This window comes from Falsihalocynthiibacter arcticus (assembly GCF_000812665.2).
GTDB classification, from domain to species: Bacteria; Pseudomonadota; Alphaproteobacteria; order Rhodobacterales; family Rhodobacteraceae; genus Falsihalocynthiibacter; species Falsihalocynthiibacter arcticus.
On sequence record NZ_CP014327.1, the window covers coordinates 2,194,785 to 2,207,342 of the forward strand.

13 protein-coding genes are annotated in these 12,558 nt (G+C 55.7%); 10 read left to right on the forward strand and 3 right to left on the reverse strand.

Going from position 1 to position 12,558, the window contains the following annotated elements; all coding sequences use genetic code 11:
• Nucleotides 1–100 precede the first annotated feature (100 nt).
• The 9 genes from RC74_RS10915 (at nt 101) to RC74_RS10945 (ending at nt 8,972) form a co-directional block, all read left to right on the forward strand.
• The gene (locus RC74_RS10915) at nt 101–469 is read left to right on the forward strand and encodes a hypothetical protein (RefSeq protein WP_039004124.1); all 369 of its coding nucleotides are present in this window, start codon (nt 101–103) and stop codon (nt 467–469) included.
• Between the two features lie 57 nt (nt 470–526).
• Complete coding sequence (locus RC74_RS22985) at nt 527–1,063, forward strand: hypothetical protein (RefSeq protein WP_236939911.1); 537 nt, start codon at nt 527–529, stop codon at nt 1,061–1,063.
• On the forward strand, nt 1,060–1,482 hold the full coding sequence (locus RC74_RS22990) for a hypothetical protein (RefSeq protein ID WP_236939912.1): 423 nt from the start codon (nt 1,060–1,062) through the stop codon (nt 1,480–1,482). The genes RC74_RS22985 and RC74_RS22990 overlap by 4 nt, the downstream gene beginning before the upstream one ends.
• A gap of 48 nt (nt 1,483–1,530) precedes the next feature.
• The gene (locus RC74_RS10925; RefSeq protein ID WP_039004126.1) at nt 1,531–2,631 is read left to right on the forward strand and encodes a hypothetical protein; all 1,101 of its coding nucleotides are present in this window, start codon (nt 1,531–1,533) and stop codon (nt 2,629–2,631) included.
• Between the two features lie 68 nt (nt 2,632–2,699).
• Entirely contained in the window at nt 2,700–4,988 is a 2,289-nt protein-coding gene (locus RC74_RS10930; protein WP_062628211.1) for a vWA domain-containing protein, read from the forward strand.
• A complete protein-coding gene (locus RC74_RS10935; protein WP_039004129.1) occupies nt 4,985–5,761 on the forward strand; it encodes an SH3 domain-containing protein in 777 nt (258 codons plus the stop codon). Before RC74_RS10930 ends, RC74_RS10935 begins: the two co-directional genes overlap by 4 nt.
• Before the next feature lie 156 nt (nt 5,762–5,917).
• The gene (locus RC74_RS10940) at nt 5,918–8,092 is read left to right on the forward strand and encodes a hypothetical protein (RefSeq protein ID WP_039004130.1); all 2,175 of its coding nucleotides are present in this window, start codon (nt 5,918–5,920) and stop codon (nt 8,090–8,092) included.
• A gap of 377 nt (nt 8,093–8,469) precedes the next feature.
• Nucleotides 8,470–8,667 (forward strand): hypothetical protein, encoded by a 198-nt coding sequence (locus tag RC74_RS22170; protein ID WP_052275095.1) that lies wholly within the window; start codon nt 8,470–8,472, stop codon nt 8,665–8,667.
• Nucleotides 8,668–8,732: 65 nt separating this feature from the next.
• Nucleotides 8,733–8,972, forward strand: a complete 240-nt coding sequence (locus RC74_RS10945; protein ID WP_156477452.1) for a hypothetical protein — start codon at nt 8,733–8,735, stop codon at nt 8,970–8,972.
• A gap of 210 nt (nt 8,973–9,182) precedes the next feature.
• On the opposite strand, the gene RC74_RS10950 is transcribed toward RC74_RS10945, so the two are convergent.
• From RC74_RS10950 to RC74_RS10960, 3 genes are all read right to left on the reverse strand, one after another.
• Complete coding sequence (locus RC74_RS10950) at nt 9,183–9,833, reverse strand: SH3 domain-containing protein (protein WP_052275097.1); 651 nt, start codon at nt 9,831–9,833, stop codon at nt 9,183–9,185.
• 92 nt (nt 9,834–9,925) lie between these two features.
• Nucleotides 9,926–10,906 carry a hypothetical protein gene (locus RC74_RS10955; protein ID WP_052275098.1) on the reverse strand — a complete coding sequence of 327 codons (981 nt, stop codon included), beginning with the start codon at nt 10,904–10,906 and terminating at the stop codon, nt 9,926–9,928.
• A 55-nt stretch (nt 10,907–10,961) separates the two neighbouring features.
• Nucleotides 10,962–11,726 (reverse strand): hypothetical protein, encoded by a 765-nt coding sequence (locus RC74_RS10960; protein ID WP_039004133.1) that lies wholly within the window; start codon nt 11,724–11,726, stop codon nt 10,962–10,964.
• Between the two features lie 455 nt (nt 11,727–12,181).
• Between RC74_RS10960 and RC74_RS10970 the strand changes: the two genes are divergently transcribed.
• A complete protein-coding gene (locus RC74_RS10970) occupies nt 12,182–12,478 on the forward strand; it encodes a transposase (RefSeq protein ID WP_062628212.1) in 297 nt (98 codons plus the stop codon).
• Nucleotides 12,479–12,558 lie beyond the last annotated feature (80 nt).

Consider the following 12,558-nt stretch of genomic DNA (forward strand, 5'->3'; position numbering starts at 1 on the left):
CGTCCCCCTCTGAACGAAGGGGGCGCTATCTGGAAAAGTTGTGCAGAATTAAAGTCAAAACGCACCCTGCGAGAGCGCAAAACATCATCGGAGTAAAACTATGCTAAACTTTTCTCGACACTCCGTGATTCTTGGTGTCGTCGGGCTTGTTCTTCTTTCGAGTTGCGGAACGCCAGAATACCGAACCGAAAAAAGTCATTGTGAAGCGGAGTGGATGCTTAAAATGCCACCGGTTTATCGGCAAGAGATCGTCACCAAATACCGCACCGAAGAACGACCTACGGGCGAAATGATCTGCGAGACGACGGGGGCAACGACCAATTGTAAGCCCGTAAAGGAAACTGTGTCGGTTCCCTACACGGCGTTAGAAACCGTCGACATCAAGAAAGCGCAACGCGACCCGCAGATCGCGTCCTGCACCGCACGAGCGTGCGTCGCGCGATACGGTAACAGCGCCTGTGAAACGTGATGCTTCGCGGCAATCATCTTTCTCAACGGGCAACGGCATTTCATATAGGAGAGAAGAATGTGGGATTTTAGCATTGGCGGTGCGTTGGGAATGATGGTGCGCACGATGCCATTTATCCTGTTGCGTATGGTCGTCTATTTCGGGATTTCGCTGGGATATATTCTGGTCACGGGCATCGGGGCTGGTGTCGGTTATGGTGTAGGCGGGTTTGGCGACGACGAATTTCGCGCTGGAGCCACCATGTGGGGCGGTTTTGCGGGCTTTGGTATTTTTGGCGCAGTCATGTATTGGGTCCGCGAATACATCCTTTATATCGTCAAGGCTGGGCATATTGCCGTGCTCATTGAGTTGATTGATGGCAAGCCGATGCCGCAGGGCCGCAGTCAAATCAACTATGCAACAGCGGTGGTCAAAGAGCGGTTTCCGCAGGCCAGTGTGTTGTTCGCGGTCGACCAGCTGATCAAAGGCGTTGTGCGCGCAATTTCCGGACTGGTGCGCGGCATCCTGACGATTCTGCCGATCCCCGGTGCGCAACAGTTGGGGGGATCATATCTGCCTTTTTGCGCGTGGCCGTTGGGTTTGTTGACGAAGTGATCCTTGCCTACGCCATCCGCACGAATTCTACAAATGCATGGGGGTCCGCGAAAGTGGCGCTTGTGCTCTATGCGCAAAACTACAAACCTATGCTTAAGAATGCCGCATGGCTGGCAATTATCGTCTATGGCCTCAGCTTTGTGGTGTTCATCCTTATGCTCGCGCCGGCGGCGCTGGTGGTTTACCTCATGCCCGGCGCATGGGCGGCAGGCAGCGTGGTGTTTGCCCTGTTGTTCGCGTGGAGCGTTAAGGCAGCACTGCTCGAACCTTTTGCCATCACCTGTATGATGCAGGTCTATTTCCAGACAATCGAGGGCCAGCAACCGAACCCGGAATGGGAAGCCAAGCTGGAGCAGATGTCGGGCAAATTCCGTAAGCTAAAGGATCGCGCATTTGGCGCAGATGCGGCGTCAACATGAGAAACATGACAGGGTTTGACTGCTACAGAACGGTAATGGAGGCTTTGAATGATTGATTTCACACGGATATCACTGACGCTCGCGTTTGCTGCGATGTCACCACAGTTAGCCTTGGCGAACATCGTTTGTGCGGGCACATATGAATTCTTCAGCGGCAAAAACACGGTTCAGGCCATTCCGGGGGAGGCACCGGAAAACGGTGCGCGGGCGGCGGAATTGTATAACAGTCGGGCGGGCTGGGTTGGCCAACTCATTCCCAAGCCCCAGAGCGAAGGACTGCATGAGGTCGAGGTAAGCCAGTGCGGCCGTCAATTCGTTTTAACGCAGGGATCGAAAACCATGCTGTTCCTCCAGTCGATCATGGATGAAACTCTATACGTTGCGCAGGATATCGGCACGGCGGAGGTTGATCTGACTCTGCGCGTGGTCGATCACAAGATAATGGTTGGTACAATAGCAGGGAAATCCCATGGTTTTGAAATCAATTATCCAGTGGCGATGGATCCGCGCGATGTCTCGATGCCCGCCATGCGGGGGTGTGCCGAAGCCACGGTCCAAGAAGAGCAGGTTGATGAGGACCGCTTGATCATCGACCCCGCGCTGCGGCTCGAAGCGATTAACATCGTCGCCGACCAATTGGGTGTGCCACGCGACAGGGCCGAAACATACATTTACGCACAAAGGACTGTCGCGAAGACCGAAAGCAGGAACGACGAGCCAATTATCCTGTCCCCCGGCGAAGGTGATTGCCCCTTGGTGTTCGCAGGCATCCGCGATTGCGTCAGGTATCCATCCGACACGACGACAATTGTCGAAACCAACGTGCTGCTAGACGAAGGTGGCAGGTTGTTGCCTGTCACAACGGACGGATCAGCCACGAACCGGATCAGGGTCGATGATCCCGGTCTTGCAGATATTTGTGCGCCCGAAGAATCCTTACCGCCGGCCTCGCAACGCCTCCGTATGACGTTTTTCGCAATTGACGAAGACGGCATCAACGATGTGCAGGCGAGTTTGGTGGATGCGGATACAGATATTGCAACAGACGCGCATTACGCCAACGGCTACAATGCAGGGCGTCAGCAACGCGTTCAAGGGGCAGATGAGGCTTATCAAGGTGTAGGTGCGCCAGTTACGGGAATGCATTAAACACGTGGCTTTCGACTGAAACAGCGGTGGCCACGAATAGATGAACACGTTCAGCAAGGAATGAACCCATGAAACAGATTGTATCAAGAATTGCGGTTTTGGCTATGACGGCGTGGATTGCTGGTGCGATCCCGGCGATGGCGCAGGACGACGTGGTGATCGTCTATGACGGATCGGGGTCCATGTGGGGTCAGATTGATGGCACCAGCAAGGTCGAAATCGCGCGCGAGGTTCTGGGTGATTTGGTGACGAATTGGGATGACGATACCAATCTGGGTCTTGTCGCTTATGGCCATCGTGCTGAAGGCGACTGCACAGATATCGAGACGATGATCGCTCCCGGTCCACTGGACCGCGCGGCTTTCATCGCTACCGTCAACGCGATCAATCCCGTTGGCAAAACTCCAATTTCCGCCTCCGTCAGCCATGCAGCCGACCTTTTGTCCTACCGCGACAACCCGGCGACGGTGGTGCTAATTTCTGACGGGGTGGAAACATGCAACGCCGATCCTTGCGCGCTGTCGGCGCAGCTTGCACGACAAGGAATCGCCTTCACCGTTCATGTGGTCGGTTTTGATTTGGATGATGCGGCCAATGCCAGCTTGTCCTGCATCGCCGAGAATACTGGAGGCGTGTTTGTGCCTGCCAGCAACGCGTCCGAGTTGACCGATGCCTTAGCGCAAGTCAAAAGCGCGATGGATCTAAAGCAAATGCCCCCAGAGCCAGAACCCGTCGTTGACGAGCCCGCGTCGCCTGAAGTTACCGTGAGCGGCCCCGCGCAAGTCACGGTTGGAGCGGATTTCGACGTGACTTGGAGTAAAACAGTCAATCCGCGCGACTACATCACCATCGTGCCACTGGGAGCGGATCGCGACACCTCCACGGTTTACATCCGCGCCAAGGAGGAGACCGAAGGCAGGTTGACCGCGCCGGGAGAGGCTGGCCTTTATGAGCTGCGGTACGTTCTTGCCGCAGGGGGTGACACTCTTGCCAGCACACCCATCGAAGTTGTCGAAGCAGACGTCACCGTGAGCGGCCCCGCGCAGGTCACGGTTGGAGAGGATTTCGACGTGACTTGGAGTAAAACGATCAACCCGCGCGACTACATCACCATCGTGCCACTGGGAGCGGATCGCGACACCTCCACGGTTTACATCCGCGCCAAGGAGGAGACCGAAGGCAGGTTGACCGCGCCGGGAGAGGCTGGCCTTTATGAGCTGCGGTACGTTCTTGCCGCAGGGGGTGACACTCTTGCCAGCACACCCATCGAAGTTGTCGAAGCAGACGTCACCGTGAGCGGCCCCGCGCAGGTCACGGTTGGAGAGGATTTCGACGTGACTTGGAGTAAAACAATCAACCCGCGCGATTACATCACCATCGTGCCGCTGGGAGCGGATCGCGATACCTCCACGGTTTACATCCGCGCCAAGGACGTGATCGAAGGCAGACTGACTGCGCCGGGAGAGGCTGGCCTTTATGAGCTGCGGTACGTTCTTGCCACAGGGGGGGGCACTCTTGCCAACACACCCATCGAAGTTGTCGAAGCAGAAGTCACCGTGAGCGGCCCCGCGCAGGTCACGGTTGGAGCGGAGTTCGACGTCGCTTGGAGTAAAACGATCAACCCGCGCGACTACATCACCATCGTGCCACTGGGAGCGGATCGCGACACCTCCACGGTTTACATCCGCGCCAAGGACGTGACCGAAGGCAGACTGACTGCGCCGGGAGAGGCTGGCCTTTATGAGCTGCGGTACGTTCTTGCCACAGGAGGTAGCACTCTTGCCAGCGCACCGATCGAGGTTGTCGAAGCCGAAATTGGCATTTCCGGACCAGGGATAGTGCGCGCCGGAACTGAAGTAGATATCGCATGGTCGAGTAATATCAACCCGCGCGATTTCATCACCATTGTCGCAATGGGCGCGGATGAAGGAAGTTATACCGATTATATTCGCGTGGGTTCCGTGACGCAGGGCAGATTGACCGCACCTGATACGACCGGTCTGTATGAATTGCGCTATGTGCTTGAAAAAGGTGGTCGCACCTTGGCCAATGCGCCACTGGAAGTCGTGGGTGCCGACGCGCCACTGGACGATGGTGCGGGACTAACGGTGCCAGCCACTGCCACGCCAAGTGAAACGATCACGGTGACGTGGACGCTTCAAAATGACAGCACCGATCAGCGGATCGCAGTCGCACGCAAGGATCAACCGGATTTCAGTTGGATTTCGGTGCAATCCATCGGCGATGCAACGTCCATGCAGGTCAAAATGCCTGATGAAACGGGTCTTTATGAAATTCGCTTTCTGGATGTCGCAGGGAGCGCGCTTATGGGGCGGTCCGTTGTGGAGGTGAAATGATGACGCGCAATATTTTGAGAGGCGTCACTTTCGTGGTTGGTTTCATGGCGACCGCCGCATTTGCGCAGATCGACGGCCACGGCCCGGATAGTTGGCGGGTGACCGGCGTCGCAGCGAATGACGTGTTGAACGTCCGGATGGGGCCGGGAACCGCATATCCTGTGATCGAGACATTCGCACCGGACACGCGCGGATTGGAACAGATCACCTGCGTGCCTTATTATGCCCTGCGCCATTACAGCGAGATGACCGAGGCACAGATCAACGCGTTACCACCGCGCTGGTGCCTGATGCGCGGCAGGGATATGATGCGCGCGGGGTGGGTTGCAGGACAATTCATCAGACCGGATGATGAGGACACGACGATACCCTCGCAGGAATCCCTAATTTCGACCGGCGATCCGCTACTTGATCAAGCACAGGCACTGGTACGCGAATTGTATGTCGTTTTTGAAATGGGCGGCGAGCAGGGCGACAACCCGTTTTACCCGCCAACGGCCGAGCGATATTTCTTTGCCGGACTGGCGCCAAAACTGGCAGGCCACGGCAGCGATGTGATGTACGATGCGCAAGACTTTCAGGGACAGGTAACGCGCATCGCACCCGATGCGGATCGGCCGATGCTTCGGGGTATGATTACAATCAATGTCGATTTCATCAATTTCGGACAGCAGGATCGTGCGGTATTCAGTCTGCGCGCGGATACATCACAACAAGGCGCACCGTTCCGGATTTTTCGGATCGAGCATGGTGACTGGAGCTTCCCGCAGTGACGGGTTCGACGATAGAACTAATATTCGGTCAGGCGAAGTAAATTAATTTCTGATGCCTGCCGGTCGGTGGATTAAAATAAAAAGACCGGTCGTTGGTGGAGCCGACAGGCTTCAGTGCCTTGGGAATTAACTCGTGCGATTGATGTGAGGAAAGTGATGAAAAATCCGCTTATTGTTTGTGCGTTCATAGTTGCCAGTCCCAGTCCGCTTTATGCGGAATGGGACAATACGGAATGGGCGCTGAACGAGCTCAAATCAGTTTATAAATGTGGGTTCTGCCTTGTCGCTGACGAAGAGTATCGTGACATATACGCTATCCGGCTTCCGAAAATGGAGGCCATCGTTACGCTCGAACTGAATGAAATCAGCGAATGGATGTCATCCATACCCTTCAGGCAGGCAGACCTTCCAAACAACCCAGGACCCGCACCCTATTATGTCATCTCACCACGCGGGCGAGACGACCGGGTGCAGGAGATACTTGCCAGTCGCGCTGCCTCATACCATCCCAGCGATGGCATAGAACTGAATTTTTCAAATTTTATCTCGCCGCTTTGGGATGGTGGCGCTTATGATCGCGACATAATGATTGATAACAGCACCACGCTGGCGCATGAAATATATCATGGCGTGCAGTCTGCCATGGTCCCCGGAGAGGAGGAACATCCGCCGACATGGTTTACTGAAAGCACACCTGAAGCAGTGGGGCGCGCCTGGGCCGAGTCGAAACATGGCGAACTGTTCTTCAATGACAAGGATTATGCGCAGCCCCTGCATAACCCGGACAATATTTATAACCGCGACCATTTCTTCTATTACCTTGGCGATATTCTACAGTCGGAGCCAACGATTGCATATCTTGGCGATTTGGATGCCAAATCTGGCCACGATGGTCACGACGGGCTGCTATGGCTTGATACTTTCCTGAAGGGCCGCGATGAATTGAAGACTGGCGCCGCCGGGGTGGGTCTGGCGGAGGTTTATCCCCGCTTCATCGCGGCACACGCACCGGATAATACCTATTTTGGTAGTTCCGACGGTGAAAAGCAGCTCTCGACCTCTATTGCGGCAGGTGCATCCAGCGCTAACGACGCCGATGTGCCTCCCCGGCACATCGAAGCGGTGGCGACGACCTATGCAAAGATGAGCGGCGTTTTTACCGGCACTTGGTCCGGCATGGACGGTCAGGACCGGATTTATGTGAACATCGTCAGCATCGATCAGGCCGAGCGCAAAGATGAGACCCGCCTTATTGTCGGATCAATACTCGTCCCGAAGGGAGAGCGATACCTTACACCTGTATACGCTGAGGCCGGCGAGCCCAAGAATCCGATGCACGTCCGTGTCACCAATGTGGCAGAAACCCCGTACGAGAGCACATCACAGAAGGTCAACCTCAAGCTTGAGACTGCTCAGATCGCTATCCCGCTCCCTACCTGCATGTCGCAGGGCAGGGAATTTGAGCTGACGATTATAAGCCCTCTCGCCGGTGCCGAACTGCAAGGCCTGCTTGGTCCCGGCTTGTCCGAGTTAAGGGTCAGCGCCGGGACACTCAGCGCCGATCTCAGCACATATACCGCACCTGACAGGGAGCAGGATGTGTATTTCTCCATCACTTTACCGACGATTGACGGAACTACTAAAGAGGTACTGTTCAAACCTGTCGAGGTGAGTGACAGTTGCACTCCGCCGTTGGTCGGCAACATGGTCGCGTCGTTCAATGGTGACCTTCGTGATTTCTGGCATTCGTTCGGACTGAACTCACACGGGTCAACGCATTGGAGGGCCGTCCTGAATATCCAGACAGGCACTCCAAAGGCGCACCCATTTGAAATGGATGTTCTCATTTACCCCGACGACGGGTCGACTTTTCAGCTCAGCGGTAGTTCCGAGTTCATTTCTTGTAATCGCTCTGACCCAGCCACATGCAATCATTCGACCAAGGAGACCTATCGTGGTTCCGGCTCGATAGTTGTCGGTCGCGGCAATCTGGAAATCGTCTCTGACGGCGAAAATATTTGGTTGGAGGCATCGTTGCCCGTCAGCACTGACATGGTCAATCGCGGTCCATTTTCATATACGCAGACAATCCCGACCCGCTGGAACATCGCCTGCGTATCCGCCGATCCGTGGTGGCATTTTGCAGGAGACCAACATGCCATATTCATACATGGCGGTAGAACTGCGAAACTTGACGGGTCGTGGATCGACGGTTCCCGCAAGGAAATTGAATTTGATTGCAACGAGACATGGGGCGGAGACATCACTGATACAGGAGAATATAGCGCTTCAATGCACCTACAGGGTCTCGTAAGGGTGAAGCCACAGTGAATTTCGTGTCATACACTTTGGCCAAATGAACGATCAAAAGTCATAAAATCTTGGTTTTAGTCTGTGGCGATGTGTTTTAAGTATCCTGATGGTATCGCGCCAAAGCGTCACCACTAGGTGGAAGCTCCCACATGGCCGCCAGTGCTGGACCGTCTACGGCAAGTCGCTTTTGGCAATAAACCTCTCACCTCTTTTCACCAATGCTGTTCTCATCCTCCGCGATCATCCCTGAAAGTAGACTGGTTGGTGTGGCCGCGCTATGAAGGCTTTGTCACCGCTGATCGACGCCAATCTCATCGACAGCGATCTGCTCCACGCGGAAGATACGCCAGCCTGAGTGCTAGATCGCACCTTGCGCGGACGCGCCAATTCTCTATGTGAGCCATTCGACGTCGGAAGTCGCGCGGCTTGCCACCACGGTCATTGCCCTTGACGCGCGCGAGGCCGGCGCCGTTCTGACAGGGCGGTTGGTGCGGCACCACGAAGATGGATTGCCAGAACGGCGTGGCCCTGTTCTTGCGCCGCGTGGGGCAAGTGTAAGGCAAGCCGATCCGCCTGCGCATCGCGGCCCATAACGTAATCTTGGCAAAGACACGGCCCACGGCCCTTTAGCGCTTAACATCCTGCCTGGCAACCGTGGGTGAGTTTCGCCTCTGCGACTACGATGATCGCGCTTGATACCGCAGCGGGCGGTATCCTTGCGCGCATCACTCGCCGCGCGGCCGAAGTAATTGGGCACGGGCCAAAAACGGAAAAGTATTTCATCGTCAAGGCCATAGCGCCAGAGGGTGTCGGGCGATTGTGGATTCATGGCGAAGTGGAGCTTTCAATTTGTTGCTTTTCTCATACGGTTTTGTGTTTCCAATCGGCGGCTTTCTAATATCTCGGAAGGAAACTAAAACCGTTTTTTCAGTGCCAACTTTGACGGTTGGATAGGCCGAGAATTAATCATCATTGGACCCACCCGTTCTCGCGTTTTTAAGATGATGCGCGATGCCCATTTCAGAAGAGCGTAGCTAATCCCGCTCGCAGGAAAAGGACAAGAGACGGGCGGAGACAATTTTGCCTCTTTCCGAGTGAACCGGAAAGCTCACTTGCACCGATTGCCCCAGTCGGTCGTTGCGCGCGATACTGTGCCTTTCAAGCGCGATCGGGCGTTGTGAACCACGTCCCTTATCCGTGCGGTAGGAAATTTCTCCGCGACAGGCAATGAATACGTGGTCGCTGCGGTCCGGTTCGAATTCCGCCTGAGCCAGTTGCACGCGAGCGCTAGCGATACATTTTTGATGCCGCTGTTGCCGAACAACGCCGGGCGACAGTCGAAATCCAACTTGCTTACCCGTAGTGGCGCAACGGATTTATGGGTTTGGTTTTGGTGCCCCGGTCTGATCCCATGGCCGCCCCTAAATATCGGGCGTCTTCTTTCGGTGCCAGCCCTCGCACCTTGCCCAAGAAATCGTGCCGCGACCCAACCTTCCATAGCGCTGCCTTCAGCGCCCTGAACGAAAACTCTGGCCCAACCCTCGTGACGATCAAGGATGCTGACAGACGCGCCATAGGGCAGGGCGCGAAGTACGGACGACCTCGAATCCGGCGCCGCACGCAAATTCAGCGCGCCGGTCTGAACGTGGGCGTAACTGCCGACCTCTTGCGCAGAGGCCGCGCCACCGCCAAAGGTCAGACACGCCTGTATCGCAAACAGCGCCAAGAGGGCACTTGCCGTGGTGAGTTTCCCTGTCATTTTTCGCCCCTGCACTTTATGATCTGAACATCAGGCCGCCAGCGGCAACTGTGGCCACTCTGACATGGTAGCAAGTGATCTGGCATATATCCTCATGCCGACACTGAGGCAGTTGGCATCTCGTCTGCGTCCAGATCAAGGTATCCTTCAAGGTCCGCGCGCATCTCGGGAGCTAGGTCCTCGGGATGCATGATACGGGTATAGAACAGTGTAAAATAAATGACCTTGATCGCAGTGACGGCGCGCGCGAACAATGCGTGAATCAGGACACTGACAAAGACCACGACAAAGACCGGCAGCCAATTAAATACGGTGTCCGGACCGATCGGGCCTAGTTGCGGTATGTCGCCGGAAATCTCGGAAAGCGCTCCAGCCGAGAAGGCATCGGGCATACCGCCACCAAAGAGAAGGCCAAGAGCGCCCCCCGCAAGACCGCCGAAGAGATAGAACGGTTTCATCAGCGAGCCGATCACGCCGCCCATGATGTCGATCCCGAAAACGCCTGCTAGCGTTTCGGGAACATGATCCTTCAGCCGTTTCATTTCGGCGATTCCGCCGCTTAGGCTAAGTCGGTCGATCGCGAAGGCCGGCAGCAGGAAATGGTTTACCAGATCCCAGACTTCGACGATGCCGCCCAGCAACATTGCCATCAGGCCGCCTTCCTTGTTTTTGCGGCTGGCCACCCAGACGGCGGCCATGTCCAGCAGGCCAAGGGTTCGGATCTGAGATTTGAGACCGGCAATTTCGTTTCGTGCCTCACGCTGGGTCGGCGTCCCACCGGTGGCGGTGCCATATGTCAGGCGGCTGAGCGTCAGTTCGGCACGGTTGTAGAAAAAGAATTTGTAAATAAACATCACCGCCGCTCCGAGCAGGAACCAGGTGCTGTTGCCGTTTTCGTAGACGGCGAGGACAAGTCCGATAAAGGACAGGCAGATCATCACCGCAGCATAAATCCACATGACGATCAGCGGTCCTAGAAGAGCGCGATTTCGTCCGACAATGGTGAAGGTGTGACGGACGAGAAATCCCAGTTGCGTAAAGCGGGTTTTGAAGGCTGGTTTTGTGAAGTCCATGGTTTGCTATCTCCTGATTTGGTTATTTTTTATGGCCCCTAGTGTAATACTGGGGTCAGAGTGCTTTGCCGTCGCTCAGCGGGCCGACCGTCACGCCGTCTTCGGCTAGTTGCGCCGCGCCGTCCTGCATGGCCGCCGCAAGTGCTGTATCATCGGTTCCTTCGACCTCAGAGATCTTAAAATCGAGCATACGGCGGGGTGGATCGAGTGTGCCTTCTTCCGCCCGACAGACCTCGCGGAACAGCGTAGCGGCGCGGGTGGCTGGCAGGATTGCATTGCCGATGCCCTGCAGAAAACGAAGATGCAAAGAATTGGTATTGTGCGTTTCGTCGATGAAATTGTTATCGAGCTTGGCGGCGCGGAAATAGCCGCTCGGCGTGAATTCTGGCGTTGGCGGGGTCGGGCCGGGCGACGCAAGAAATGCTTGCGCCGTCGCATTCTCGCGCGCTAAATACTGCCGTTCGCAATCGACGGGCTGATGTTCGGTTGCTGCCACAAGGGTCAGCTTAATTCCGCGCTGCACGGTCATGCCGCTGCCACCCTTCAGCGTGCTGCTCCAGCCAGATGTGGCGGTGCGGACGATGGGCATCCGCACGCCTTGGCCCGCAATGACGATCCGGTCGCAGCCGTCATAGGGCAGATCGACCGTGCCTTCGTTGCGATTGCATGGATCGATCTGGATGATGCCGCTTGCTGACATGATCACGTCACCGGATATAGCCTGATACTGGCCCTGACAGGGGAGCGGCTCTGCCGTCGCCGTCGAGATGGACAGCGCGAGTGCGGCAACCCCACGTATCGCCGTTTTGCCGTAAGTCATTTAGGAAAGCTCCAATTCTCATGGTCAATGCGAGACGCCGCGACGAGCCGCGAGCTGTCGGCACGCAGGCGGAAGGTAGCGCGCCTGTCGGACCTATCGGCGTTCATCGCCGACAATACCACTCTGCAGGGTTGCTCCAGCAAGGGGCATCAGAAACCTCCGCTTCCACAAGGCCGGCGTGTGATGCCGCATCAGATGTTTTGTTGGAGAGCATTGTCGACCTCGTACCGATGATTCGATCAAAGGTTGGCAAAGTCGGGCTGGCTACGCCCCGTCTGTTTGAAGGGGAAGAGGCAAATATCTCAAATTTATAAGGTTTGCCGTTCAGTTGCGGGCTCGATTAGCTCAATCCCCAGAAAGTGTGGCATCATGGGAGCCTGGCGGGAGAATATTGAACTTTGTCCCTGCTCCCGGACATTGGGGTACTTTACCCCCAGTCCATGAAAGGGCACCAAATGGGACAACCTCGAAGAACGTACACTGACGATTTTAAGGCAGGCGCGGTTGATCGGCTTTATGAGCCCGGAGCGACACAGGGCAGCGTAGCCAAAGAGCTTGGCATAACAGGCACGCAGCTAAAAACGTGGCGGCTTGAGATAGAAGCGTTTGGGTTAACTGAAGCGAAGCGTCGTCAAAAGTCAGATGCGGCAGAATTGGATCGTTTGCGCAAAGAGAATAAGCGTCTGGCCCAGAAAGTGGAGATTTTGCACAAAGCATCCGCTTTTTTCGCGACGCGGGCGGTGAAACCATGACGAACAAGCGCGCTTTTGTCACCGCTCATAAAACCAAATATGCGGTTGTCATTCTCTGCAGGTCATTGAAAATGTCCAGG